At 61.9% G+C, this 26757-nt stretch carries 25 protein-coding genes; 21 read left to right on the forward strand and 4 right to left on the reverse strand.

Annotated elements, in window-relative coordinates:
- The first annotated feature begins 401 nt into the window (after positions 1 to 401).
- Positions 402 to 1004, forward strand: a complete 603-nt coding sequence (locus IB241_RS04260) for a hypothetical protein (protein ID WP_192297106.1) — start codon at positions 402 to 404, stop codon at positions 1002 to 1004.
- A gap of 61 nt (positions 1005 to 1065) precedes the next feature.
- Here the strand turns inward: IB241_RS04260 and aceK are convergent, their stop codons facing one another.
- On the reverse strand, positions 1066 to 2787 hold the full coding sequence (gene aceK, locus IB241_RS04265; protein ID WP_192297107.1) for a bifunctional isocitrate dehydrogenase kinase/phosphatase: 1722 nt from the start codon (positions 2785 to 2787) through the stop codon (positions 1066 to 1068).
- 404 nt (positions 2788 to 3191) lie between these two features.
- Between aceK and IB241_RS04270 the strand changes: the two genes are divergently transcribed.
- The 4 genes from IB241_RS04270 to IB241_RS04285 all read left to right on the forward strand — a co-directional run bounded on the left by IB241_RS04270 (position 3192) and on the right by IB241_RS04285 (position 8392).
- Entirely contained in the window at positions 3192 to 4802 is a 1611-nt protein-coding gene (locus IB241_RS04270; RefSeq protein ID WP_412547861.1) for a methyl-accepting chemotaxis protein, read from the forward strand.
- Positions 4803 to 4854: 52 nt separating this feature from the next.
- Positions 4855 to 5742 (forward strand): DMT family transporter, encoded by an 888-nt coding sequence (locus tag IB241_RS04275; protein WP_192297109.1) that lies wholly within the window; start codon positions 4855 to 4857, stop codon positions 5740 to 5742.
- 219 nt (positions 5743 to 5961) lie between these two features.
- On the forward strand, positions 5962 to 6753 hold the full coding sequence (locus IB241_RS04280; protein WP_192297110.1) for a CPBP family intramembrane glutamic endopeptidase: 792 nt from the start codon (positions 5962 to 5964) through the stop codon (positions 6751 to 6753).
- Between the two features lie 73 nt (positions 6754 to 6826).
- The gene (locus IB241_RS04285; protein WP_192297111.1) at positions 6827 to 8392 is read left to right on the forward strand and encodes a methyl-accepting chemotaxis protein; all 1566 of its coding nucleotides are present in this window, start codon (positions 6827 to 6829) and stop codon (positions 8390 to 8392) included.
- 94 nt (positions 8393 to 8486) lie between these two features.
- Here IB241_RS04285 and IB241_RS04290 read toward each other — a convergent pair whose 3' ends face one another.
- Positions 8487 to 9179: an alpha/beta family hydrolase gene (locus IB241_RS04290; RefSeq protein ID WP_192297112.1), complete on the reverse strand. Its 693-nt coding sequence runs from the start codon at positions 9177 to 9179 to the stop codon at positions 8487 to 8489.
- 79 nt (positions 9180 to 9258) lie between these two features.
- Here IB241_RS04290 and ccoN (IB241_RS04295) point away from each other — a divergent pair, with 79 nt between their 5' ends.
- The 14 genes from ccoN (IB241_RS04295) (at position 9259) to hemN (ending at position 23365) form a co-directional block, all read left to right on the forward strand.
- Positions 9259 to 10683 carry a cytochrome-c oxidase, cbb3-type subunit I gene (ccoN, locus tag IB241_RS04295; RefSeq protein ID WP_192297113.1) on the forward strand — a complete coding sequence of 475 codons (1425 nt, stop codon included), beginning with the start codon at positions 9259 to 9261 and terminating at the stop codon, positions 10681 to 10683.
- A gap of 10 nt (positions 10684 to 10693) precedes the next feature.
- A complete protein-coding gene (ccoO, locus tag IB241_RS04300; RefSeq protein ID WP_192297114.1) occupies positions 10694 to 11302 on the forward strand; it encodes a cytochrome-c oxidase, cbb3-type subunit II in 609 nt (202 codons plus the stop codon).
- A gap of 3 nt (positions 11303 to 11305) precedes the next feature.
- Positions 11306 to 11506, forward strand: a complete 201-nt coding sequence (locus tag IB241_RS04305) for a cbb3-type cytochrome oxidase subunit 3 (protein WP_010208563.1) — start codon at positions 11306 to 11308, stop codon at positions 11504 to 11506.
- Positions 11503 to 12435, forward strand: coding sequence for a cytochrome-c oxidase, cbb3-type subunit III (gene ccoP, locus IB241_RS04310; protein WP_192297115.1), 933 nt, complete (start codon positions 11503 to 11505; stop codon positions 12433 to 12435). The genes IB241_RS04305 and ccoP (IB241_RS04310) overlap by 4 nt, the downstream gene beginning before the upstream one ends.
- 429 nt (positions 12436 to 12864) lie before the next feature.
- On the forward strand, positions 12865 to 14307 hold the full coding sequence (gene ccoN / locus IB241_RS04315; protein ID WP_192297116.1) for a cytochrome-c oxidase, cbb3-type subunit I: 1443 nt from the start codon (positions 12865 to 12867) through the stop codon (positions 14305 to 14307).
- Entirely contained in the window at positions 14307 to 14915 is a 609-nt protein-coding gene (gene ccoO, locus IB241_RS04320) for a cytochrome-c oxidase, cbb3-type subunit II (protein WP_003193167.1), read from the forward strand. The genes ccoN (IB241_RS04315) and ccoO (IB241_RS04320) overlap by 1 nt, the downstream gene beginning before the upstream one ends.
- A gap of 5 nt (positions 14916 to 14920) precedes the next feature.
- Positions 14921 to 15106, forward strand: coding sequence for a CcoQ/FixQ family Cbb3-type cytochrome c oxidase assembly chaperone (locus IB241_RS04325; protein ID WP_003193169.1), 186 nt, complete (start codon positions 14921 to 14923; stop codon positions 15104 to 15106).
- Positions 15103 to 16080 (forward strand): cytochrome-c oxidase, cbb3-type subunit III, encoded by a 978-nt coding sequence (ccoP, locus tag IB241_RS04330; RefSeq protein ID WP_192297117.1) that lies wholly within the window; start codon positions 15103 to 15105, stop codon positions 16078 to 16080. Before IB241_RS04325 ends, ccoP (IB241_RS04330) begins: the two co-directional genes overlap by 4 nt.
- Positions 16081 to 16445: 365 nt before the next feature.
- On the forward strand, positions 16446 to 17849 hold the full coding sequence (gene ccoG, locus IB241_RS04335; protein ID WP_192297118.1) for a cytochrome c oxidase accessory protein CcoG: 1404 nt from the start codon (positions 16446 to 16448) through the stop codon (positions 17847 to 17849).
- A gap of 20 nt (positions 17850 to 17869) precedes the next feature.
- The gene (locus IB241_RS04340; protein ID WP_192297119.1) at positions 17870 to 18409 is read left to right on the forward strand and encodes a FixH family protein; all 540 of its coding nucleotides are present in this window, start codon (positions 17870 to 17872) and stop codon (positions 18407 to 18409) included.
- Positions 18410 to 18523: 114 nt separating this feature from the next.
- Positions 18524 to 20968 (forward strand): heavy metal translocating P-type ATPase, encoded by a 2445-nt coding sequence (locus IB241_RS04345; protein WP_192297120.1) that lies wholly within the window; start codon positions 18524 to 18526, stop codon positions 20966 to 20968.
- A 22-nt stretch (positions 20969 to 20990) separates the two neighbouring features.
- Entirely contained in the window at positions 20991 to 21203 is a 213-nt protein-coding gene (gene ccoS, locus IB241_RS04350) for a cbb3-type cytochrome oxidase assembly protein CcoS (RefSeq protein WP_192297121.1), read from the forward strand.
- Positions 21196 to 21879, forward strand: coding sequence for a sulfite exporter TauE/SafE family protein (locus tag IB241_RS04355; protein WP_192297122.1), 684 nt, complete (start codon positions 21196 to 21198; stop codon positions 21877 to 21879). The genes ccoS and IB241_RS04355 overlap by 8 nt, the downstream gene beginning before the upstream one ends.
- A gap of 103 nt (positions 21880 to 21982) precedes the next feature.
- A complete protein-coding gene (gene hemN, locus IB241_RS04360; RefSeq protein ID WP_192297123.1) occupies positions 21983 to 23365 on the forward strand; it encodes an oxygen-independent coproporphyrinogen III oxidase in 1383 nt (460 codons plus the stop codon).
- On the opposite strand, the gene IB241_RS04365 is transcribed toward hemN, so the two are convergent.
- Positions 23366 to 23815 carry a hypothetical protein gene (locus IB241_RS04365; protein ID WP_192297124.1) on the reverse strand — a complete coding sequence of 150 codons (450 nt, stop codon included), beginning with the start codon at positions 23813 to 23815 and terminating at the stop codon, positions 23366 to 23368.
- Positions 23816 to 23968: 153 nt separating this feature from the next.
- Between IB241_RS04365 and fnr the strand changes: the two genes are divergently transcribed.
- Together fnr and IB241_RS04375 are read left to right on the forward strand one after the other, a co-directional pair.
- Entirely contained in the window at positions 23969 to 24703 is a 735-nt protein-coding gene (fnr, locus tag IB241_RS04370) for a fumarate/nitrate reduction transcriptional regulator Fnr (protein ID WP_192297125.1), read from the forward strand.
- 92 nt (positions 24704 to 24795) lie between these two features.
- Complete coding sequence (locus IB241_RS04375) at positions 24796 to 25344, forward strand: adenine phosphoribosyltransferase (RefSeq protein WP_192297126.1); 549 nt, start codon at positions 24796 to 24798, stop codon at positions 25342 to 25344.
- A 117-nt stretch (positions 25345 to 25461) separates the two neighbouring features.
- Here IB241_RS04375 and IB241_RS04380 read toward each other — a convergent pair whose 3' ends face one another.
- A complete protein-coding gene (locus IB241_RS04380; protein WP_192297127.1) occupies positions 25462 to 26610 on the reverse strand; it encodes an acyl-CoA dehydrogenase family protein in 1149 nt (382 codons plus the stop codon).
- Positions 26611 to 26757: the final 147 nt, after the last annotated feature.

The following is a 26757-nucleotide window of genomic DNA, read 5'->3' on the forward strand; positions in this document are numbered from 1 at the left end:
AATCCGATTTGTGACGGGTGACGCAAGCGCTCCAATGAGCTGGCCAGTCCTGACTGGCTGTTCATTAACGCCGACTCAGAACGGAGCTCCTATGCCAATCGACTCATCCACTGCCACCCCCCATCTACCTTCTTATGCAGACGCGATGCGTGCGCAGCCTCGATCGGCTGACTCGCTGCCACCGCCAGCCTATGAATTCCCGCCCAGCTATACAAAAAACGCCAGTGAGCAGCCTGCGAACCGCCACGCCTCATCTACGCCAACCACCAACCTGACAGCGAGCCGAATCAGCAGTCAACCCAGCGCGCAAGCCATGCGCGGGATGAACGCACTGAGTGGATTCTCCCGCTGACTGGCCACGTACACGCGCCCTCTCACCACGTACAGGACATGAAATCGTTATGCCCATTGACTCCAATAGCTATGCCTACAGCAATAGTGGTAACAACCACAATTACGCCAACAAATATCAGTCCATCGCGCCTGAGACCTCGACATCGCACAGTTCCTGGCATAACCCGGAACCCCGCGAGCGCTCATCCAGTACCTATTCAAGCGCCAGCTCATCGCAACCACTGCTCAACCAAACACCCAGTTCATCATTGAGTGCCACCCAAAAAACCAATGTCCAGGCACTCACCCATCAGCACAGCGTCCTGTCGACGCTTCCTGAACAGTTTCCGACGTCTGCAATCCCTAAAGAAAGCTATAACAAGGCCCTGAACCTGACGGAAAAACGCATCACCCAGGAACAGAACCCTCCATCCAGCAGGAACCCAGTGACCCAGTACAAACACCGCCAGGAGGTCAAGAAAACAGACAAAGAGCTGGGGAACGAGATGAAAAATCTCTACAAACAAGCTAGAGATGTTCAGACAAACGGCACCAACCAGACCGACAAAAACCGCGCGTCCAACCACTCGGACTCACTGTTGGCGCTAGGCAACGGCCAGCCTTGGCTGAAAGATGTGCGCAAGGAAAACAGAAAAGCGGAAGGCGTCTAATGCCTTGTCGATCAGACCCGGCCTGATCGACACCTTCGCATTGCCTGGCGTATGACGGGCTTTAGTCGGCCGTTCGACCGGTGCGTCGGTAAGGGAAAACATCAATAACCTTACCGGCGCGAATCGCCTCTTGCAGCCCCTTCCAATAATCGGCGTTGTACAACTCGCCGTGCAATTCATTGAACAACTTGCGCTGGCCCGCATCGGCAAACAGAAACGGCGGGAATTCTTCGGGAAACACATCCAGCGGGCCAATGGAGTACCAGGGCTCGGAGGCCATTTCATCCTCGGGGGTGCGCGGCGCGGGGATGTGGCGGAAGTTGGCCTCGGTCAGAAAGCAGATTTCGTCGTAGTCATAGAACACCACGCGGCCGTGGCGGGTGACGCCGAAATTCTTGAGCAACATGTCACCCGGAAAAATATTCGCCGCCGCCAATTGCTTGATGGCCAGGCCATAGTCTTCCAGGGCCTCGCGCACTTGGGCGGGGTTGGCGTGGTCGAGGTAGAGATTGAGCGGGGTCATGCGCCGTTCGGTCCAGCAGTGGCGGATCAGCACCGTGTCACCTTCGACTTCGACGGTGCCGGCGGCGACTTCAAGCAATTCGGCCAGGCACTCGGGCTCGAATTTGCTCAGGGGGAAGCGAAAGTCGGCGAACTCCTGGGTGTCGGCCATGCGCCCGACGCGGTCGACGCTTTTGACCAGCCGGTACTTCTCGATCACGGTGGCGCGGTTGACGTTTTTCGACGGCGAAAAGCGGTCCTTGATGATCTTGAACACGGTGTTGAAGCCCGGCAGCGTGAACACGCTCATGACCATGCCGCGCACGCCGGGGGCCATGATGAACTGGTCGTCGGTGGTCGCCAGGTGGTTGATCAGCGCGCGGTAGAACTCCGACTTGCCGTGTTTGTAGAAGCCGATGGAGGTGTACAGCTCGGCGATATGCTTGCCCGGCAGGATGCGCCGCAGAAAGCCGATGAATTCCGCCGGCACCGGAACATCGACCATGAAGTAGGAACGGGTAAACGAAAAGATGATCGACACGTCGGCTTCGTCGGTGATCAACGCGTCGATCTGGATGCCCTGCCCTTCACGGTGCAGCAGCGGGATCACCAACGGCCATTGTTCGTCGCGGGTATAGATGCGTCCTACGAGGTACGCGCCTTTATTGCGGTAGAGCACCGAGGAAAACAGCTCGACCTTGAGGTCCGGGTCCTTGCACACCCAGTCCGGCAGGTTCTCGCGCAATTGCGCTTCGAGGCGGCGCAGGTCGGCGGGCAGGTCGGCGTAAGGCTCGCTGAAGCGGTAGTCGGCAAAGATCTGTCCAAGCATCCCGGCGATGTTGCCCGCCGGCAGGTAGTTGCGGGTTTGCGCCGCACGCGCCCGGCGCAGGCTGGGCCGGGTGGTGTGGATGAACATGCAGCCGTCGCTGATCAAGTCGTGGCTGAACAGGCCGCAGAAAATCGAGTTGTACCAGGTCTCGGACAGCTCATCGTCGAAACGCAGGTCGATCAGGCCGATGTAAGCGTTTTTCACCAACGGCCACAGGCCTACGTCCAACAGCTCGTCTTCGCTGAAGCTGGCGCGCAGGCGCGTGGTCACTTCACTGACCTTTTCTTCATACAGGTTGATACGCGCCGCCGACGCCGCCTGCCCCAGCTGCCACTGGGCCTTTTCGAAACGCTCGCGGGCGCCATCGGTGATCTGGCGGAAGTGCTCGCGGTAATCGTCAAAGCCATCGAGGATCATGCGGGCGATGGCAAGGGCGGGCGTCGGTTGCGACATGCGGGAAACCTCTACGGGAATCTGGAAGCCCTGAGCTTAGCCAGTGTAGGAAGGCAGGAGAAGGAGGTTTTTTCGCGCACGGTTGTACAACTTGGTGCACTTCGTACATTTACTTTCAATTTTCATAAGTCGACCAGCCGGTCAATAAATGCACCAAAACGTCGCAGTGGATTTTTCCGCACGCCTGAAACGCCGTGGCTTGGCGGGTTGGCCGTGAAAAACAGCGCATGTCACTCAAGCGCAGTGATGTGTAACCGCATCGATGCAACGTAAGGGAAACCCTGATTACCTCATTAGTGGCACTTTGATATACAGCGCGCCCCTCCCCACCCTAACAAGGTCAAAAGACCGACCCGGGGACAGGTTCTAATCGCCTAAGGAGCATTGAGATGTCATTGAGGAATATGCGGATCGGCGTGCGTGCCAGTCTGAGTTTTGGGGTTCTGGCCAGCCTGCTGGTGATTGTCGGCCTGTTTGGCCTGGGGCAGATGGCCAAGCTGCGCGAAAGCGCGCTGATCATCGAGCAATCGTGGATGCCGAGCATCGAGAATATCCACGACAGCGCCGCCTACGTCGCCAGCATCCGCCTGGAAACCTTGCGCCTGGCGACCACTGATGAGTCGCGGATTCGCGACAACAGCAAAAGCCTGATCACCCGCCAGCGCAGCGAACTGCAAACCTTGCTGGAACATCACGAGACCTTGCTCAGCAACGATCAAGAGCGCGAGTTGCTCAAGCAGCTCAAGGTCAATGTGAACAGCTACCTCAACCTGGTCGGGCAGATCGTCACGCTGGTGGACGGCGACCAGCAACAAGACGCCATCGACCTGCTCAACACGCGCCTGGCGCCCCAGGGCGTGGTCCTCGGCAAAAGCCTGGAAAGCCTGATTACCTTTAACCAGAGCGGCGTCGAGTCGGCGGTGGATGCGGCCGCGCGCACGTACTCGAGCGCGCTGTGGGTGGTCGGCCTGATCATCGTGTTTGCGTTGATCGCGACCTTGGCGCTGGCCTGGCTGCTGACACGCAGCATCACCGCCCCCATCAGCCAGGCACTGACGGTGGCGCGCACCATCGCCGCCGGAGACTTGAGCCAGCCGATCACTGTGCAAGGCCATGACGAACCGGCGCAATTGCTCGGCGCCCTGGCCGGCATGCAGGCCGAGTTGCAGGCCACCATCCGAGGCATCAGCGAATCGGCGCAACAACTGGCCTCCGCCGCGGAAGAGATGAGCTCGGTGATGGAACAGAGCACCCGTGGCCTGCAAGCGCAGAACGATGAAATCGAACAGGCCGCCACCGCCGTCACCCAGATGAGCGCGGCGGTGGACGAAGTGGCGGGCAATGCGGTGTCCAGCGCCGAGGCGTCGAAGGCGTCCGACGAAGACAGCAAGCACGGCCACTACCAGATCAGCGAAACCATCAGTTCGATCCAGAACCTGGTGGACGAAGTGCTCGGCGCCTCGAACAAGGCCGAAGGCCTGGCGGTACAGGCCCAGGACATCAGCAAGGTGCTGGAAGTGATCCGTGGCATCGCCGGGCAAACCAACCTGCTGGCCCTCAACGCGGCGATTGAAGCCGCCCGCGCGGGCGAGGCCGGCCGTGGTTTTGCAGTGGTCGCCGACGAGGTGCGCTCGCTGGCGCAACGCACCCAGGACTCCACCGAAGAAATCGAGCAGATGATCAACGGTATCCAGCAAGGCACCCAGGACACCGTCGGCGCGCTGAACAGCAGCGCGGAGCACGCCGGCCAGACCTTGCAGCGGGCCAACAGCGCCGGCAGCGCCCTGGAAAAGATCACCGCGGCCATTTCGCAGATCAGCCAGCGCAACCTGGTGATCGCCAGCGCCGCCGAACAGCAGGCACTGGTGGCCCGCGAAGTCGACCGCAGCCTGGTTAACATTCGCGACCTGTCCACCCAGACCGCCGCCGGAGCGACCCAGACCTCGGCCGCCAGCCAGGAACTGTCGCGCCTGGCGGTGGACCTCAATGGGTTGGTCACACGGTTTGTCCTGTGATCCGCGCAGGGCTCGTGCAACACTCGGCGCCTGATTGATGTAGGAGTGTTCTGTGAGACCTGTCGACACCGTATACCTGCTGGGGCTCGCTGCCATTTGGGGCGCGAGTTTCCTGTTTATGCGCATCATCGCACCGGAACTCGGGGCAGTGCCGACCGCGTTTTTCCGCGTGTCGATTGCCGCCGCCGGCTTGCTGGCGATGCTCGCGGTAATGCGCGTGAAGTGGGATTTCCAGGGCAAGTTCAAGACCGTCCTGCTGCTGGGGGTCATCAACTCGGGCATCCCGGCGACCATGTATTCGGTGGCGGCCCAGGTGCTGCCAGCGGGTTACTCGGCAATCTTCAACGCCACCACGCCGTTGATGGGCGTGTTGATCGGCGGGTTGTTTTTCAGTGAACGCCTGACGCCGTCGAAACTCGCCGGGGTCAGCCTGGGCCTGCTGGGCGTCGGCGTACTGACCCGCGCGGGGCCGGTGGCGTTTGACCTGGAATTGTTGATGGGCGCGCTGGCCTGCCTGGTGGCCACCACCTGTTATGGCTTTGCCGGGTTCCTCGCACGGCGCTGGCTGGATCAACGCGGCGGGCTGGACAGTCGCCTGTCGGCCTTGGGCAGTATGCTCGGCGCCACCCTGTTTCTGCTGCCGCTGTTCGCCTACAGCGCCATCAACCATCCGCCCGCGAGCTGGGGTGGCTGGCCGGTGTGGGGGTCGTTGCTGGGGTTGGGGCTGGTGTGTACGGCGCTGGCCTACGTCCTGTACTTCCGCTTGCTGACGGCCATCGGGCCGGTGAAGTCGATGACCACGACCTTTCTGATCCCGCCATTTGGGGTGTTGTGGGGCGCGCTGTTGTTGGGCGAGCCGTTGTCGATGGCCCATGTGTATGGCGCAGTGTTGATTGCCGGAGCGCTATGGCTAGTCCTACGCCGCCCAAACCTGTCGTGAGCGGGATTGCCCGCGCTGGGGGGCGCAGCCGCCCCAAATCCAACCGCCTGCGTCTTACTGATACACCGAGGTGCCTGGGTTTAGGGCGGCTGCGCCACCCAGCGCGGGCAAGCCCGTTCACTACAGGTTGTCGGGGAAGGCCGGGGCGTGGAGGAGTTTTCATCTGGCACCTGTAGGACGGCCGCTATAATGCCGCCCAGATTTTTCCAAGGATTCCCCATGCTCGCATTGCCCTGGCTGTACCTGGCACTTCTTTCCATTGGCTATGGCCTGGCCCTGATCTACGGGCAATTGGGCGTGCTGGCCGGGGTGTCGGTGGCCCTGTTGTTGCTGGCCGGCTACGCGGTACGCCAGCAACGCACGCCATGGGCACGTTACCTGGGCCACGGTTTGTTTATCGTGCTGGCCTTGAGCCTGGCGCTGCACTGGTTGCCGGGTTTCTACAACGGCCGCGGCATTGACCCGCAGCGGTTGACCCCGGATGCAGTGCCCTTCTCGATGTACCTGAACCAGGACAAACCGCTGATCGGCTTCTGGCTGCTGCTGGCCTGCCCGTGGATCGTGGCGCGTCGTTCGTTGCGCCTGTCGATCTGCGTCGCAGCACTGGCCCTGACCCTCACGGCTGTTGCCGCGCTGGGTGGCGCGGCGTTGCTGGGCATGATCAGCTGGGCGCCAAAATGGCCGGAGCAGGCGTGGCTGTGGGTGCTGAACAACCTGCTGCTGGTCACGCTGGTCGAAGAAGCGCTGTTCCGTGGCTACATCCAGGGCGGCTTGAGCCAGCGCTTCAAACAGCTGCCCTACGGCGACAACCTCGCACTGCTGCTGGCCTCGCTGTTGTTCGGCCTGGTGCACCTGGGCGCGGGCTGGCAGTGGGTGCTGCTGGCCAGCATCGCCGGGGCCGGTTATGGCCTGGCGTATCGCTTTGGCGGGTTGGGCGCAGCGGTAGCGACGCACTTTGGCTTGAACCTGCTTCACTTCGGTTTGTTTACGTACCCGATGCTGGCCGGTTGATTGTTGCAAAAATAAGTTAAATAAACCCCTGCCCGTGCCGATACCCATTGAAAGCCTTGCGGATTGAACAATCATGCGTAATAACCAACCCGTTACCCAGCGCGAACGTACCTTCCCCGCTCAGCAACGGTTGATCTCCACCACAGACGCCAAGGGTGTGATCACCTACTGCAACGACGCATTTGTCGAAATCAGTGGGTTCACCCGTGACGAACTGCTGCGCGCACCGCACAACCTGGTGCGTCACCCGGATGTACCGGCGGCTGTGTTCGCGCATATGTGGTCCACGCTCAAACAAGGCTTGCCATGGATGGGCATTGTCAAGAACCGCTGCAAGACCGGGGATCACTACTGGGTTAACGCCTACGTGACGCCAGTCTTCGACGGCAACCAGGTGGTCGGCTACGAATCGGTGCGCATCAAGCCCACCGCCGAGCAGATCCGCCGGGCCGAAGCGCTCTATCAACGCATCAACCAAGGCAAGTCGGCCGTTCCCCAGCGGGACAAGTGGCTGCCGGTGTTGCAGGACTGGGTGCCGTTTATCCTGGTCAGCCAACTGAGCTTCATGATCGGTGCGTCGCTCAACTCCCACTGGGGCTTCGCCCTGGCAGCGGGCTTGTCGGTGCCGCTCGGCCTGCTGGGCCTGAGCTGGCAGCAGCGCGGCCTCAAGCGTTTGCTGCGCCTGGCCGAGCAGACCACCTCCGACCCGTTGATCGCGCAGATGTACACCGACAGCCGTGGCGCACAGGCGCGATTGGAGATGTCGATCCTCAGCCAGGAAGCCCGTCTGAAGACGTGCCTGACACGCTTGCAGGACACTGCCGAGCACCTCAACGACCAGGCAGCGCAGTCCAACACCCTGGCGCACAACAGCTCCAGCGGCCTGGAACGCCAGCGCGTGGAGACCGAACAGGTGGCCACCGCGGTCAACCAGATGGCGGCAACCACCCAGGAAGTCGCCAGCCACGTGCAGCGCACCGCCGATGCGACCCAGGAGGCCAATCGCCTGACCGGTCGTGGCCGCGACATCGCCGGGGAAACCCGCGAGGCGATTCAGCGCCTGTCGGTGGCCGTTGGCGAGACCGGCGTGACCGTCACCCAACTGGCCAAGGACAGCGATGAAATCGGCGGCGTGGTCGACGTGATCAAAGGCATCGCCGACCAGACCAACCTGCTGGCGCTCAACGCCGCCATCGAAGCGGCACGTGCCGGTGAGATGGGCCGTGGTTTTGCGGTGGTCGCCGACGAGGTGCGCCAACTGGCCCAGCGTACGGCCGAGTCCACCGGGCAGATCCATACCTTGATCGCCAAGCTGCAGCAGACTGCCGCCGCCGCCGTCCAGACCATGGACGCCGGGCATCGCCAGGCCGAAGAAGGCGTGGCGCGGGTAATGGAAGCGGATCAGGCGTTGGTGGGTATCAGTGAGGCGGTGGCGCATATCACCGATATGACCACCCAGATTGCGGCGGCAACCGAGGAGCAAAGCTCGGTGGCGGAAGAGATCAGCCGCAATATCAGCACGATCGCGCTGTTGGCGGATCAGACGTCGGAGCAGGCGTTGAATTCGGCGCAGTTGAGTGAAGAGCTGACGCATACGGCGAATACCCAGTATTCGCTGGTGGAGCGGTTCAACCGGTAAACCGCTTTCGCGAGCAAGCCCGCTCCCACATTCGACTGCATTCCAAGGGATGTACACGGTTAAATGTGGGAGCGGGCTTGCTCGCGAAGAGGCCCTAGCAGCCGCCGAGAAACCCAGCCACTTTCAGCGCCGCAGCGGCCAGATGCTGCTCATGACTGAACCCCGAAGCCTTCAACGGCTTCAAGTCATGATCCCCCGCCACCAGCCACATCACCTCGATGTTCGGCGACAACACATAGCCTTCCACCGCCGCCCGATTCCCCAGGGCATCGCGCTCGCCCTGCACGATCAATGTCGGCGTCTTCAACCCCGCCAGATGCTCGACCCGAGGTTTCTCCGGCTTGCCCACCGCATAGAACGGATAACCCAGGCACACCAGCCCATCAGCGCCCAGTTCATCCGCCAACAGACTGGCCATGCGCCCGCCCATGGACTTGCCGCCCACCGCCAGCTTCCCAGCGACATGACGTCGCACCTCGGCATACACCTCCCGCCAGGCGTCCAGCAGTTTCGGCGCCGGATTCGGTGGGCGTTTACCGCCGTCCACACGGCGCTGGGCCATGTAGGGGAACTCGAAGCGCAACACGTTCACACCGTGCCCGGCAAGGCGTGCAGCCATGTCGCCCATGAAGGATGAGTCCATCGGTGCACCGGCGCCGTGGGCCAGGATCAACGTCACAGGCGTATGTCCTGCAACGTTCGACGCGACATCCCACAGCCATCCGCGTTCCCGCACACACTGCGCCCATTGATCCCCGTCAATACTGGCCTTGTGCTCTTTGCCCATGCTTGCCTCGCTATTTAGTCTGCCTATAACTCCAGCCCAAGTGCTGCATTTGCTTGGGTTGAACCGTGGATGGGGAACCATGAACACTACTTTAAGTACCGCCTATAACTACAAGGTGGTCCGCCAATTCGCCATTATGACGGTGGTGTGGGGCATCGTCGGCATGGGGCTCGGGGTTTTTCTCGCCGCCCAATTGGTCTGGCCTGCTCTGAACTTCGATCTGCCGTGGACCAGCTTCGGCCGCCTGCGCCCGCTGCACACCAACGCGGTGATCTTCGCGTTTGGTGGCTGCGCGCTGTTCGCCAGCTCCTTCTACTCGGTGCAACGCACCTGCCAGACCCAGCTGTTCGCGCCGAAAATCGCCGCGTTCTGCTTCTGGGGCTGGCAGTTGGTCATCCTGCTGGCCGCGATCACCTTGCCGCTGGGCTACACCAGCTCCAAGGAATACGCCGAGCTGGAATGGCCGATCGACATTCTCATCACCATCGTCTGGGTGGCCTACGCCATCGTGTTCTTCGGCACAGTGATGAAGCGCAACACCAAGCATATCTATGTCGGTAACTGGTTCTTCGGTGCGTTCATCATCACCGTGGCGATCCTGCATATCGTCAACAACCTGGAAATCCCGGTCAGCCTGACCAAGTCCTACTCCCTCTACGGTGGTGCGACGGATGCCATGGTGCAGTGGTGGTACGGGCACAACGCGGTAGGTTTCTTCCTCACCGCCGGTTTCCTGGGGATGATGTACTACTTCGTGCCGAAACAGGCCGAGCGTCCGGTGTATTCCTATCGCTTGTCCATCGTGCACTTCTGGGCACTGATCACCCTGTACATCTGGGCCGGTCCTCACCACTTGCACTACACCGCGCTGCCGGACTGGGCACAGTCCCTGGGCATGGTGATGTCGCTGGTGCTGCTGGCTCCGAGCTGGGGCGGCATGATCAACGGCATGATGACCTTGTCGGGCGCCTGGCATAAGTTGCGCAGCGACCCGATCCTGCGCTTCCTGGTGGTATCGCTGGCGTTCTACGGCATGTCGACGTTTGAAGGCCCGATGATGGCGATCAAGACCGTGAACGCCCTCTCCCACTACACCGACTGGACCATCGGCCACGTACACGCGGGTGCCCTCGGCTGGGTAGCGATGATCTCCATCGGCGCGCTGTACCACATGATCCCGAAAATCTTCGGCCGCGAGCAGATGTACAGCCTCGGCCTGATCAACGCGCACTTCTGGCTGGCCACCATCGGCACCGTGCTCTACATCGCCTCGATGTGGGTCAACGGCATCGCCCAGGGCCTGATGTGGCGTGCGGTCAACGAAGACGGCACCTTGACCTACTCCTTCGTCGAAACCCTGGTGGCCAGCCACCCAGGCTTCATCGTGCGGTTGGTGGGCGGTGCAGTATTCCTCACCGGCATGTTGCTGATGGCTTACAACACGTGGCGCACCGTGCGTTCGCCACAGCCTGTCGAAGCCGCCACCACTGCGCAGCTGGCCTGAGGAGTCTGTGATGAAACACGAAACGATTGAAAAGAACGTCGGCATCCTGATGCTGCTGATGGTGCTGGCCGTGAGTATCGGCGGCCTGACCCAGATCGTCCCGCTGTTCTTCCAGGACGTCACCAACAAGCCGGTGGAGGGCATGAAGCCCTACACCGCGCTGCAACTGGAAGGCCGTGACATCTACATCCGTGAAGGCTGCGTACAGTGCCACTCGCAGATGATCCGTCCGTTCCGCGCCGAAACCGAACGCTACGGCCACTACTCGGTCGCTGGCGAAAGCGTGTGGGACCACCCGTTCCTGTGGGGCTCCAAGCGTACCGGGCCGGACCTGGCACGTGTCGGCGCACGCTACTCGGACGACTGGCATCGCGCGCACTTGTACAACCCGCGCAACGTGGTGCCTGAGTCGAAAATGCCGGCCTACCCGTGGTTGGTCACAGCCCCGGTCGACAGCAGCCACACCGAGAAAAAGTTGAGCGTGATGCGCACCCTCGGCGTGCCGTACACCGACGACGACATCAGCGGCGCAGTCGCCAGCCTCAAGGGCAAGACCGAGATGGACGCGCTGGTTTCGTACCTGCAAGTGCTCGGCACTGCCATCAAGAGCAAGAGGTGAGCCATGGGATTTGAATTCGATGCGGGCACCATCCGCGGCCTTGGCACGCTGGTCGTCGCCATCGCCTTTATCGGCCTGTCGCTGTGGGTGTTCAACAACCGGCGCAATGCGGAATTCGAGCAGGCGCGCCTGCTGCCGTTCGCCGATGAACCCTCTCCATCCGACGCTCAAGAAGAGCCTGCAATAAGGAGCACCCGGCCATGACCCTATTTTGGAGTACATGGATCTGCGTACTGACCCTGGGTAGCCTGATCGGCCTGACCTGGCTGTTGATCGGCACCCGCAAGGGCGAGACCAAGGGCAGCGTCGACCAGACCATGGGCCACGCCTTCGACGGGATCGAGGAATACGACAACCCGCTGCCCCAGTGGTGGTTCATGTTGTTCGCCGGCACCCTGGTGTTTGCGGTCGGCTACCTGATCCTCTACCCGGGCCTGGGCAACTGGAAAGGCGTATTGCCAGGCTACGAGGACGGCTGGACCCAGAACAAGGAATGGGACAAGGAAATGGCCAAGGCCGACGCCAAGTTCGGGCCGATCTTCGCCAAATTCGCAGCCATGCCCGTGGAAGAAGTCGCCAAAGACCCGCAAGCGTTGAAAATGGGCGGCCGCCTGTTTGCCTCCAACTGCGCGGTGTGCCACGGCTCGGACGCCAAGGGCGCATACGGTTTCCCGAACCTGGCGGACAACATCTGGCGCTGGGGCGGTTCGGCCGAGGCGATCAAGACCACCATCCTCAACGGTCGCCACGCGGCGATGCCGGCCTGGGGTGAAATCCTCGGCGAAGACGGTGTGAAAAACGTGGCCGCCTATGTCCGTCACGACCTGGCCAAACTGCCATTGCCGGCCGACAGCACCGCCGACCTGGCCGCCGGCCAAGCCGCGTTCAACACCACCTGCGTGGCCTGCCACGGTCCGCAAGGCCACGGCATGGAAGCCATGGGTGCGCCGAACCTGACCGAGCCTGCCGGTTTCATCTACGGCACCAGCCTGGCGCAGTTGCAGCAGACCATCCGTCACGGCCGTCAAGGCCAGATGCCGGCGCAGGATGTGCTGCAAGGCAACGATAAGGTGCACTTGTTGGCGGCGTATGTTTACAGCTTGTCCCATGGGGAGCAGAAGGCTGCGCAGTAACCAGACTTCGTAAACCCTTGAAGCCCCGCCCGGTGTAAACCGGACGGGGCTTTTTTGTGGGGCTGGCTTGCTGCTCGCACTGGCAAAGTAGCAACGTAACATCGGGCTTTCACTCGCTGCGTCCTCGCGACCTTTTGTCACACCCCCTCCAAAGCACAACTTTCCCCTCTTGCCATTCGGGTCTACGCTTCCCCACAGCGGACCGGTTCTGGCGTACGCGACGACTCCCGTCGCGAGCCGAAAAAATTCCTGTCCACTTGATCAGCTTTTGAATTCCGATTTTATCCTTACGCAAAACAGGGAAAGGGCGCAGAATCTGGCGTGGAACGCCTTGACCCAGGTCAGCGTTGCGTTGCATTGGCCTCTCGCTTTCTACATACTTGCGGCCGATTTTTACCTATAAAAAAACCTAAACCGTGGAACCTTAGAATGAGCACAGCAATCAGTCCGACTGCTTATAACTATAAGGTAGTCCGCCAGTTCGCCATCATGACGGTGGTCTGGGGGATCCTTGGCATGGGGCTCGGGGTCTTCATCGCCTCGCAACTGGTCTGGCCGGAATTGAACTTCGGCTTGCCCTGGACGACCTTCGGTCGCCTGCGCCCGCTGCACACCAACCTGGTGATCTTCGCCTTCGGTGGATGTGCGTTGTTTGCCACCTCCTACTATGTCGTGCAGCGAACCTGCCAGACGCGACTGATCTCCGATGGCCTCGCCGCGTTCACCTTCTGGGGATGGCAAGCGGTGATCGTCGGGGCCGGCATCACCTTGCCGCTGGGCTACACCACCACCAAGGAATACGCTGAGCTGGAATGGCCCATCGCCATTTTGCTCGCGATCGTGTGGGTGATCTACGCGGTGGTGTTCTTCGGCACCATCACCAAGCGCAAGACCAAGCACATCTATGTGGGTAACTGGTTCTACGGCGCCTTCATCCTGGTCACGGCGATGCTGCACATCGTCAACCACGCCTCCTTGCCGGTCAGCCTGTTCAAGTCCTACTCGGCCTACGCCGGGGCGACGGACGCGATGATCCAGTGGTGGTACGGGCACAACGCGGTCGGTTTTTTCCTGACCACCGGTTTCCTGGGGATGATGTACTACTTCGTGCCGAAACAGGCCGAACGTCCTATTTACTCGTACCGCCTGTCCATCGTGCACTTCTGGGCGCTGATCACCCTGTACATCTGGGCCGGCCCGCACCACTTGCACTACACCGCGTTGCCGGACTGGGCGCAGTCCCTGGGCATGGCGATGTCGATCATCCTGCTGGCACCCAGCTGGGGCGGCATGATCAACGGCATGATGACCCTGTCGGGCGCCTGGCATAAATTGCGCACCGACCCGATCCTGCGTTTCCTCGTGGTGTCGCTGGCGTTCTACGGCATGTCGACCTTCGAAGGGCCGATGATGGCGATCAAGACCGTCAACTCGCTCTCCCACTACACCGACTGGACCATCGGCCACGTACACGCCGGCGCCCTTGGTTGGGTGGCGATGATCTCCATCGGCGCGCTGTACCACATGATCCCGAAAATCTTCGGCCGTGCGCAGATGCACAGCGTCGGGCTGATCAACACGCACTTCTGGCTCGCCACCATCGGCACCGTGCTCTACATCGCCTCGATGTGGGTCAACGGCATCACCCAGGGCCTGATGTGGCGTGCGATCAATGATGACGGCACCCTCACCTACTCCTTCGTCGAAGCCCTGCAAGCCAGCCACCCGGGCTACATCGTCCGTGCCCTGGGCGGCGCGTTCTTTGCCACCGGCATGCTGTTCATGGCCTACAACGTCTGGCGCACCGTGCGTGCTTCCGACCCTGCAGAAGCCGAAGCAGCCGCCAAGATCGTCGTTGTGGGAGCCCACTGATGAAGCATGAAGTAGTCGAGAAGAATATCGGCCTGCTGGCCTTCTTCATGGTCATCGCCGTGAGCATCGGCGGCCTGACCCAGATCGTTCCACTGTTTTTCCAGGACGTCACCAACAAGCCGGTCGAAGGCATGAAGCCGCGTACCGCCCTTGAACTGGAAGGCCGCGACGTCTACATCGCCAACGGTTGTGTCGGCTGCCACTCGCAGATGATCCGCCCGTTCCGCGCCGAAACCGAACGCTACGGCCACTACTCGGTCGCCGGCGAAAGCGTGTGGGACCACCCGTTCCTGTGGGGCTCCAAGCGCACCGGGCCGGACCTGGCGCGTGTCGGCGGGCGTTACTCCGATGACTGGCAGCGTGCGCACTTGTACAACCCGCGCAACGTAGTGCCTGAATCGAAAATGCCGGCGTACCCGTTCCTCGTGGAAAACAAGCTCGACGGCAAGGACACCGCGAAGAAGATGGAAGTCTTGCGCACCCTGGGCGTGCCCTACACCGACGAAGACATCGCCGGTGCAGCCGCAGCCGTGAAGGGCAAGACCGAAATGGACGCATTGGTGGCCTACCTGCAAGGCCTTGGCACCATCATCAAAAGCAAACGGTGACCTTCATGGATATCGGGATGATTCGAGGCCTGGGCACCGTCGTGGTGATGGTGGCCTTTATCGGCCTGGCGCTGTGGGTGTTCAGCCCCCGCCGCAAGTCGGAGTTTGACGACGCGACCATGCTGCCCTTTGCGGATGATCCCGAAGCCATCAAGCACGTCGAGCAAGCTTCTAGGAGTAACAAAGAATGACTACGTTCTGGAGTCTGTACGTCACAGTCCTCAGCCTGGGAACCATCTTCGCCCTGACCTGGCTGTTGCTGTCGACCCGCAGGGGGCAGCGCGCCGAACAAACCGACGAGACCGTCGGCCACTCGTTCGACGGCATCGAGGAATACGACAACCCACTGCCGAAATGGTGGTTCATGCTGTTCGTCGGCACCATCATCTTCGCCCTCGGTTACCTGGCGCTGTACCCCGGCCTGGGCAACTGGAAAGGCCTGCTGCCGGGCTACGCCTACCTCGACAACGACAAGCAAACCCCCTTCGCCAACGGCCAGGCCGGCTGGACCGGCGTGCACGAATGGGAAAAGGAAATGGCCAAGTCGGACGCCAAGTTCGGGCCGATCTTCGCCAAATTCGCGTCGATGCCGATTGAAGAAGTGGCCAAGGACCCGCAAGCCCTGAAGATGGGCGGCCGTTTGTTCGCCTCCAACTGCTCGGTGTGCCACGGTTCCGATGCCAAGGGCGCCTATGGCTTCCCCAACCTGACCGACGCCGACTGGCGCTGGGGCGGCGAGCCGGCAACGATCAAGGAAACCATCATGAAAGGCCGCCACGCGATCATGCCGGCCTGGGCCGAAGTGATTGGCGAGCAAGGCGTGGCCGACGTGGCCGGTTTTGTACTGACCAACCTCGATGGCCGCAAACTGCCGGAAGGCGCCAAGGCCGACGTGGCCAACGGCGAGAAACTCTTCGCCACCAACTGCGTCGCCTGCCACGGCCCGGCCGGTAAAGGCACACCAGCCATGGGCGCGCCGGACCTGACTCACCCTGGCGCGTTCATCTACGGTTCGAGCTTCGCCCAACTGCAACAGACCATCCGTTACGGCCGTCAGGGCCAGATGCCTGCGCAGGAACAACTGCAAGGCAACGACAAGGTGCACTTGCTGGCGGCGTATGTTTACAGCCTGTCCCATGGCAACAAGAAGGCTGAGGAGCAGTAACGCCGCTCACCACCTTTGAAAACCCTGAAAAACCGGTGTGGGAGCGGGCTTGCCCGCGAATGCGATAGTCCAGGCACAGAGGTGTCGACTGATACACCGCATTCGCGGGCAAGCCCGCTCCCACATCAGCTTCATCACATCAGATCGCTGGTTTTTGAAGGCCGAGCCCGCCAAAACCGACCATACTTGCCAAGTCAATTGATCCAGATCACGTACACCATCAATTGATTTCCCCCAACGCGACCAAAGGTCGCACCCTTTGCGCACCATCGGGGGCGTATCATTAGGCCACTGCAACACCCTTAATTTGACCCCGGCCGGCACGTACTGACCGAGGCAAATCTCCACCGCCGTGGGATGCAATGATGAGCGACCAGATACCGGTACATGACGTTACCCCCCCTGCCAAAACCGTCGATCTCTACGCCTCGCGAGAGAAAATCTACACCCGCGCCTTCACTGGCCTGTTCCGCAATCTGCGCATGCTCGGCGGCGCGGGATTGTTCCTGCTCTACTTCGGCACCGTGTGGCTGAACTGGGGTGGCCACCAGGCTGTGTGGTGGAACCTGCCGGAACGTAAATTCTTTATTTTTGGCGCCACCTTCTGGCCCCAGGACTTCATCCTGCTTTCGGGCATTCTGATCGTTGCGGCCTTTGGCCTGTTCTTTATCACCGTCTACGCCGGGCGCGTGTGGTGCGGGTATACCTGCCCGCAAAGCGTGTGGACGTGGATTTTCATGTGGTGCGAAAAGGTCACCGAAGGCGACCGCAACCAGCGCATCAAGCTCGACAAGGCACCGATGGGCGCCAACAAGTTCCTGCGCAAATTCAGCAAGCACACGCTGTGGCTGCTGATCGGCTTTGTCACTGGCATGACCTTTGTCGGCTACTTCTCGCCGATCCGCGAGCTGGTGATCGACTTCTTCACCGGCCAGGCCGATGGCTGGTCGTATTTCTGGGTTGGCTTTTTCACCCTCGCCACCTACGGCAACGCCGGCTGGCTGCGCGAGCAGGTGTGCATCTACATGTGTCCGTACGCGCGCTTCCAGAGCGTGATGTTCGATAAAGACACCCTGATCGTTTCCTACGACCCGCGCCGTGGCGAACTACGCGGCCCACGTAAAAAAGGCAGCGACTACAAGGCCCAGGGCCTGGGCGATTGCATCGATTGCACGATGTGCGTGCAGGTGTGCCCGACCGGGATCGACATCCGCGACGGCCTGCAGATCGAATGCATCGGTTGCGCCGCATGCATCGACGCCTGCGACAACATCATGGACAAGATGGACTACCCGCGCGGCCTGATCAGCTACACCACCGAGCACAACCTGTCCGGGCAGAAGACCCACAAACTGCGCCCCCGCCTGATCGGCTACGCGCTGGTATTGCTGGCAATGATCGGCCTGCTGGTCGCCGCCTTCTTCATGCGTTCGCTGGTCGGTTTCGACGTGAGCAAGGACCGTGTGCTGTACCGCGAAAACGCCGAAGGCCGCATCGAAAACGTCTACAGCCTGAAGATCATGAACAAGGACCAGCGCGACCACACCTACGTGCTCGACGCCGCCGGCCTGCCGGACCTGAAGCTGCAAGGCCGCCGCGAGATCAAGGTGGCTGCGGGCGACATCATCAGCATGCCGGTAGAGCTGTCGAGTGCGCCGGAGCAATTGCCGTCCAGCACCAACGAGGTCAAATTCATCCTCACCGATGCCGACGACCCCGACGTGCGAATTGAAGCCAAGAGCCGGTTCATTGGCCCACAAGTCCGTTAAGTTAAATAGAGAGCAGAACAATGCCCGTAGCGACTGCCACAAGCCCTTGGTACAAGCACCTCTGGCCCTGGATCATCATTGCCATCCTGGCCTGCTCGGTGACTTTGACCTTGTCCATGGTGACCATCGCGGTGAACAACCCGGATAACCTGGTCAACGACAACTACTACGAGGCAGGCAAAGGCATCAACCGTTCCCTCGACCGCGAACTGCTGGCCCAGACCCTGCAACTGCGCGCCAAGGTGCACCTGGATGAGCTGACCGGCGAAGTCGACGTGCACCTGACCGGCAACAGCAACCCGGCCAACCTGGAACTCAACCTGATTTCCCCGACCCAACCGGAGAAGGACCGCAAGATCAACCTGGCCCGCAGCGCCAGCGAACCCGGCCGCTATATCGGCCAGGTCACCGACAAGGTCGAAGGCCGCCGTTTCGTCGAACTGCTTGGAGTGGAAGGCGACCGCACCTGGCGCATGTTCGAAGAGGAGCAGGTCAGCCACGACAAGGATTTGCTGTTGGGGGATGAGCCGCTGCAAGGTGCCGAAGACCTGAAAAAGTAATAAGCCTGCGCTTCGCGCTTCGCGAGCAAGCCCGCTCCCACAGGAGACCGCGATCCCATGTGGGAGCGGGCTTGCTCGCGAAGAGGCCCTAACAGCCACTACAGATTCCAGCCCATGACCACCCCTTGCTACCACTGCGCCCTGCCCGTCCCCTCCGGCAGCCGGTTCACCGCCGAAATCCTCGGCGAACGCCGCGAACTCTGCTGCCCGGGTTGCCAGGCGGTGGCCGAAGCCATCGTCGCCGGTGGCCTGGAAAGCTACTACCAGCACCGCAGCGAAGCCTCGGCCAACCCTGAGGCGCTGCCGGTGCAATTGGTGGACGAACTGGCGCTGTATGACCGCGCCGACGTGCAAAAACCCTTCGTCCACCACAGTGGCGAACTCGCCGAAACCACCCTATTGATGGAAGGCATCAGTTGCGCCGCCTGCGGCTGGCTGATCGAAAAACACCTGCGCAACCTGCCCGCCGTGGCCGAGGCGCGCCTGAACCTGTCCAACCATCGCCTGCACGTGCGCTGGGCCGATGGGCAATTGCCGTTGAGCCAATTGCTCAGCGAGTTGCGCCATATCGGTTACGCCGCCCACCCCTATCAGGCCGACCGTGCCGCCGAGCAACTGGCCAACGAAAACCGCCTGGCCCTGCGCCAGCTCGGCGTCGCTGGATTGCTGTGGTTCCAGGCGATGATGGCAACCATGGCCACCTGGCCGGAATTCAACATCGACCTGAGCGCGGAGCTGCACGTTATCCTGCGCTGGGTGGCGATGTTTCTGACAACCCCCATCGTGTTCTACAGCTGCGCGCCATTCTTCAAGGGCGCCCTGCGCGACTTGCGCACCCGCCACCTGACCATGGATGTGTCGGTGTCCCTGGCAATTGGCGGGGCCTATCTGGCGGGGATCTGGACCGCGATCACCGGCGTCGGCGAGCTCTACTTTGATGCCGTGGGCATGTTTGCCCTGTTCCTGCTGGCCGGCCGTTACCTGGAGCGGCGCGCGCGGGAACGCACGGCGGCGGCCACCGCGCAGTTGGTCAACCTGCTGCCCGCCTCGTGCCTGCGCCTCAAGGCCGATGGCCAGAGCGAACGCATCCTGCTGCGTGAATTGGCCGTGGGTGACCGCGTGCTGGTGCATCCCGGCGCGGTGTTGCCGGCGGATGGGGTGATCCTCGACGGTCAATCGAGCATCGACGAGTCCCTGCTCACCGGCGAATACCTGCCACAACCACGCCAGGTCGGCGATGCGGTCACCGCCGGTACGCTGAATGTCGAAGGCGCGCTGAGCGTCGAAGTGCGCGCCCTGGGCCACGACACCCGCCTGTCCGCCATCGTGCGTCTGCTGGAACGGGCCCAGGCCGAGAAGCCGCGCCTGGCCGAAATCGCCGACCGCGCCGCGCAGTGGTTTCTGCTGTGCTCGCTGATTGCCGCTGGCGTGATCGGCCTGGTGTGGTGGCAACTGGATTCGTCGCGGGCGTTCTGGATCGTGCTGGCGATGCTGGTCGCCACCTGCCCGTGCGCCTTGTCCCTGGCCACGCCGACCGCCCTCACCGCCGCCACCGGCACCCTGCACAAACTCGGGCTGCTGCTGACCCGCGGCCATGTGTTGGAAGGCCTGAACCAGATCGACACGGTGATTTTCGACAAGACCGGCACCCTCACCGAAGGGCGCCTGGCACTGCGCGCGATCCGCCCGTTGAGCGCACTGAACAGCGACGACTGCCTGAGCCTCGCCGCCGCCCTCGAAAACCGCTCCGAACACCCGATCGCCCGTGCCTTTGGCCGCGCACCGCTGGCTGCCGACGAAGTGCTCAGCTCCCCCGGCCTTGGCCTGGAAGGCCACGTGGGCGAGCGCCAGTTGCGCATCGGCCAGCCGGCCTTTGTGTGTGCACTGAGCGGCTGTGCGATCCCGACGCCCCCCGACGAAGCCGGCCAATGGCTGCTGCTGGGCGATACCCAGGGTGCCCTCGCCTGGTTCGTCCTCGATGACCGTTTGCGCAGCGACGCCCCGGCGCTTTTGGCGGCGTGCAAGGCCCGCGGCTGGCGTACGCTGCTGCTGTCGGGGGACAGCTCGCCGATGGTCGCCAGCGTCGCCGCCGAGCTGGGTATCGACGAAGCCCACGGCGGCCTGCGCCCCGACGACAAGCTGCACATGCTGCAACAGTTGCACCAGCAGGGCCGCAAGGTGCTGATGCTCGGCGACGGGGTCAACGATGTACCCGTGCTCGCCGCCGCCGACATCAGCGTGGCCATGGGTTCAGCCACCGACCTGGCGAAAACCAGCGCCGATGCAGTGTTACTGTCCAACCGCCTGGACGCGCTGGTGCACGCCTTCAGCTTGGCGCGGCGCACCCGTCGGGTCATCATTGAAAACCTGTTGTGGGCGGGCTTGTACAATGGCCTTATGCTGCCGTTTGCCGCCCTGGGTTGGATCACACCGATTTGGGCTGCGGTCGGCATGTCCCTCAGTTCATTGACCGTGGTGCTCAACGCCCTGCGCCTGACTCGTCAACCGAGCGCGCCGGCCGCCAACGCCCCTTTAGTCACCCGTCCGCTGCCGGCGTGAGCCGCGCGAACATGGAGTACACATGCCAGCTCTCTACGTGATGATTCCGGCGGCGCTGCTGTTGGTAGGCGTGGCCATCTACATCTTCTTCTGGGCGGTGGACAGCGGCCAGTACGACGACCTCGACGGCCCGGCCCACAGCGTACTGTTCGACGATCAGGACCCGAACCACCTGGCCGCCGTCGACGAAGCCAACCACCCCGAACAACCACCGAAAGACCCACCCCATGCTTGAACTGGCGCCATTGCTGGTCTCCGCGCTGATCCTCGGCCTGCTGGGCGGCGGCCATTGCCTGGGCATGTGCGGCGGGCTGATGGGCGCGTTGACCCTGGCGATCCCCAAGGAACAACGCAGCCGCCGCTTTCGCCTGCTGCTGGCGTACAACCTGGGGCGCATCCTCAGCTATGCCACCGCCGGTTTGTTGATCGGCCTGGCGGGCTGGGCCGTGGCCAACAGCCCGGCGGCAATGTTCATGCGCGTGCTCGCCGGGCTGCTGCTGATCTGCATGGGGCTGTACCTGGCCGGTTGGTGGAGCGGCCTGACCCGCATCGAGAGCCTCGGACGCGGCCTGTGGCGGCATATCCAGCCGATTGCCAACCGTTTGCTGCCGGTGTCCAGCCTGCCACGTGCGTTGCTGTTGGGCGCGCTGTGGGGCTGGTTGCCGTGCGGGTTGGTCTACAGCACCTTGCTGTGGGCGGCGAGCCAGGGCAATGCGCTCGACAGCGCAGCGCTGATGCTCGCGTTTGGCCTGGGCACCTGGCCGGTGCTGCTGGCCACCGGGCTGGCGGCGGAGCGGGTGACCGCGTTATTGCGCAAGCGCAGCGTGCGCATGGCGGGTGGTGTGCTGGTCATGCTCTTCGGGATCTGGACGCTGCCCGGCCCGCATCAGCACCTGTTGATGGGCCACTGAATCGCTCTGTGGCATAGCGCCGCTGCCTGTTGATGCAAATCAAGGTGCCCTCCCTGCAACGCCCCTAGACTCGGCCCATTAGCCTATCCGGGGGAACGCCCGCATGCTCGACGCCATTCGTTGGGACACTGATCTGATTCATCGCTACGACTTGGCGGGGCCGCGCTACACGTCCTACCCCACCGCCGTACAATTCGACAGCCAGGTCGGCACCTTCGACCTGCTCCACGCCCTGCGCGACAGCCGCAAGGCCGCGCGACCGCTGTCGCTGTACGTGCACGTGCCATTCTGCGCGAACATTTGCTACTACTGCGCCTGCAACAAGGTCATCACCAAGGATCGCGGGCGCGCCCAAGGCTACTTGCAGCGTCTGGAGCAAGAGATCCAGTTGATGGCCTGCCATCTCGACCCGAAACAGCCAGTGGAGCAACTGCACTTCGGCGGCGGCACCCCGACGTTTCTCAGCCACGATGAACTGCGCCAGGTCATGGCCAGCCTGCGCCGCCACTTCAATTTGCTCGGCGACGATTCCGGCGACTACGGCATCGAGATCGACCCACGCGAAGCCGACTGGGCCACCATGGGCCTGCTGCGTGAGCTGGGCTTCAACCGTGTGAGCATCGGCTTGCAAGACCTCGACCCCGAGGTGCAGCGCGCGGTCAATCGCCTGCAAAGCCTGGAAGAAACCCGCGCAGTCATCGATGCGGCGCGCACCCTGCAATTTCGCTCGATCAATATCGACCTGATCTACGGCCTGCCCAAGCAAACGCCGATCAACTTCGCGCGCACCGTGGAAGAAGTGATCAAGTTGCAACCCGATCGTCTGTCGGTGTTCAACTACGCCCACTTGCCGGAACGCTTCATGCCGCAGCGGCGGATCAACACCGACGACCTGCCCTCCCCGGCGGAAAAACTGCTGATGCTGCAAACCACCATCGAGCAACTGACCCAGGCCGGCTATCGCTACATCGGCATGGACCACTTCGCCCTGCCGGATGACGAATTGGCCATCGCCCAGGAAGAAGGCACCCTGCAACGCAACTTCCAGGGCTACACCACCCACGGCCATTGCGACCTGATCGGCCTGGGCGTGTCGGCCATCAGCCAGATCGGCGACCTGTATTGCCAGAACAGCAGCGACCTCAACGCCTACCAGAACACCCTGGCCGGCGCGCAACTGGCCACCAGCCGTGGCTTGGTGTGCACCACGGACGATCGTTTGCGGCGGGAAGTGATCCAGCAGTTGATCTGCAATTTCAGCCTGGCATTCGACAAGGTCGAACAGACCTTCAATATCGATTTTCGCGGCTATTTCGACGAGATCTGGCCGCAACTCGAAGCCATGGCGGCAGACGGCCTGATCGAACTCGATGCCCAGGGCATCCGGGTGTTGCCAGCCGGGCGGTTGTTGGTGCGGTCGGTGTGCATGGTGTTCGATGCGTACCTGGAGCACCAGAACCGGCAGCGGTTCTCCCGGGTGATCTGATCAACTCGACAACGCGAGGACTTTTCCGACGTCTTCCGAGCTCATGCCTTTCATCGCCTTGGCCAGGGACACCTGGGCGGTGACGAGCCCGGCCTGCAAGGAGCTGATGGCGGTTTGCAGGTTGGCGGTCTTCATCTGCCGTTCCTCTGCCGTCAGGCTTTGGTCCATGGCGATGGCTTGCAGCTCGGCCATCTTTTCCTCGAGCTGCTGCTTGATCTGGCGGATCATCTTCAGGATCTGTTTGACGTTATCGTCCAGGCCGCTGTCGTCGATGTCCGAATCGGGGCTTTTTGCCGCAGCCGCCTTGAATGCATCCGAGGAAATCGTCACCTTGACGCCTTCGGCCGCTGGCAACGCGGCGGTGTCCTTATCCTCGACCGCAGCGGCCGGCTGCGCGTCCGGCACCGTCGGCAGGCGGAGCTGGGGGTTATTGACCGCGAAAACAATCATGGGCTGAGCTCCTGCTCGTAAAAACACGTCCTTGTATCGGCCTCGATACAAAAAGCTTTATACCTTTGCCGGTTTTTTGTACAGGCTGGCCTCCTTGCCCCCCAGTGCGTTACCCTTACGTCTTATGTGTGTTTCCCCACAAGGATTTAATAAATGTCCGAGCCAGTAAAACTGCGCGCTCACAGCCAGGCTCATTGCAAGGATTGCAGCCTGGCCCCCCTCTGCTTGCCACTTTCGCTGAATTTGGAAGACATGGATGCGTTGGACGACATCGTAAAACGTGGCCGCCCGCTGAAAAAAGGCGAGTTCCTGTTTCGCCAGGGCGACGGGTTCGATTCCGTTTATGCAGTACGTTCGGGTGCCTTGAAGACGTTCAGCCTGAGCGACAGCGGCGAAGAGCAGATCACCGGTTTCCATCTGCCGAGCGAGTTGGTGGGGCTGTCGGGCATGGACACCGAGATTCACCCGGTGTCGGCCCAGGCGCTGGAGACGACGTCGGTGTGCGAAATTCCCTTCGAACGCCTGGACGAACTGGCCCTGCAACTGCCGCAACTGCGCCGTCAGTTGATGCGTGTGATGAGCCGCGAGATTCGTGACGACCAGCAGATGATGCTGCTGTTGTCGAAGAAAACCGCCGACGAGCGTATCGCCACCTTCCTGGTCAACTTGTCCGCGCGCTTCCGTGCCCGTGGTTTTTCGGCCAACCAGTTCCGCTTGAGCATGTCGCGCAACGAAATCGGCAACTACCTGGGCCTCGCGGTGGAAACCGTGTCCCGCGTGTTCACCCGCTTCCAGCAGAACGAACTGATCGCGGCCGAGGGCAAGGAAGTGCACATTCTCGACCCGATCCAACTGTGCGCACTGGCCGGCGGTTCGCTCGAAGGTTAAGCGAAAGGCTGATCCAGACACCTGTGGCCGCGCCAATCGGCGAGGCCGCAGGTATACTTCGAGTCCGTTTCCAGCCCCAGGACTCTTCGACGATGACCTTCGATTCGTTCGACATCAAATCCCTGATCCGCCCTGTCATCGACTTCCCCAAGCCTGGGGTGATCTTTCGTGACATCACGCCCCTGTTCCAGTCGCCCCGCGCCCTGCGCCTGGTGGCCGACAGCTTTGCCCACCGCTACGTCGAAGCCGACTTCAGCCACATCGGCGCCATGGATGCCCGCGGCTTCCTGATTGGCTCGATCATCGCCTACCAACTGAACAAACCGCTGATCCTGTTCCGCAAGCAAGGCAAATTGCCGGCGGACGTGCTGGCCGAGGGTTACCAGACCGAATACGGCGAAGCGTTCCTGGAAGTGCATGCCGACAGCCTGTGCGAAGGCGACTCGGTGCTGATGTTCGATGACCTGATCGCCACCGGCGGTACGCTGATCGCAGCGGCCAACCTGGTGCGGCGCATGGGCGCGAAGATCTTTGAAGCGGCGGCGATTATCGATTTGCCCGAGCTGGGTGGCTCGCAGCGTTTGGAAGATATGGGGATTCCGACGTTTTGTTTGACGCAGTTTGCCCTGACTGAAAGGTAAGGGTTGCCTGGGCTGACGCCATCGCGGGCAAGCCCGCTCCCACATTTTGATGTGTGAACACCGTCAAATGTGGGAGCTGGCTTGCCTGCGATGAGGCCCTAAAAAACAACACGCCACTTAAAGCCCCATCTGCTTGCTGATGATCTCGTTCATCACCTCCCGCGTCCCCCCACCAATCGACAAGATGCGATTGTCCCGATACAGCCGCTCCACCAGGCTGCCGCGCATATAGCCCTGCCCACCCAGAATCTGCACCGCGTCATAAGTGACCCGGTCCGCCGTGTCGGTCGCCAGGTTCTTGGCCATGGATATCTCCTTGATCACACTCTTGCCCGCAGCCATCTTCGCCGCCTGGCGATAGGTGAACTCCCGTGAGACTTCCACCGCCGTGGCCATTTCCGCCAGGCGATGCTTGAGCACCTGGAACTTGCCGATGGGCTTGCCAAACGCCTCGCGCTGGGTCGCCCAGTTGAGGCTTTCCTCCAGGGCCAGCTGCGCTGTCATGTTGGCCATCAAGGCCAAGGCCAGGCGTTCACTCTGGAAGTTGCCCATGATGCAGGCAAACCCCATGTTCTCGGCGCCGATCAGATTGCCTACGGGCACATGACAATCGTCGAAGAACAATTCGGCAGTGTCCGACGCCCACCAGCCCATTTTCTTCAGGGGCTGGCCGACGGTGAAACCCGGAGTGTGTTTTTCGATGAGCAGCAGGCTGATGCCGCCAAAACCCGGCCCGCCGGTGCGCACGGCGACCGTGTAGAAGTCGGCGCGCACGCCGCTGGTGATAAAGGTCTTGCTGCCGCTGACCCGGTAGCAATCGCCCTCGCGGATGGCGCGGGTTTGCAGGTTGGCCACGTCGGAGCCGCCGCCCGGTTCGGTGACGGCCAGGGCGATGATTTTGTCGCCCGACAGTACTTGCGGCGCCACACGCTCGCGCACTTCGGGCCGCGCCCATTTGACCACCGGCGGCAAGCCGATATCCAACGAACCGAGCCCGGCCACGACCCCGGCAGAGCCACAGCGCATCAATTCCTCACTGGCCGCGACCTTGGCAAACAGATCTCCGGCATGACTGCCGCCGAGGTCTTCCGGGTAGCCAATCCCCAGGATCCCCGCCGCACCGGCCTTGAGGTACAGCTCACGGGGAAAGCTCTCGGCCTCCTCCCACTGCTCGATGCCCGGCAACATCTCGCGCTCGACGAAACGGCGCACGCTGTCGCGGATCAACTGGTGGCTGGGGTCGAAGTAGTCCTGATAGGCAGACATCGGCAAGCTCCACGGTGAGGTGGAGGGAAATTACCAAGCGCTTGCTTGGTTAGCAAGCCGGGCGCAAACCTCACCCTCAACACAAAACCAATGTGGGAGCAGCTCTGTGTGGGAGCGGGCTTGCTCGCGAACGCGGTGAATCAGTCA

It is taken from the genome of Pseudomonas sp. PDM05, assembly GCF_014851685.1.
Classification (GTDB): Bacteria; Pseudomonadota; Gammaproteobacteria; order Pseudomonadales; family Pseudomonadaceae; genus Aquipseudomonas.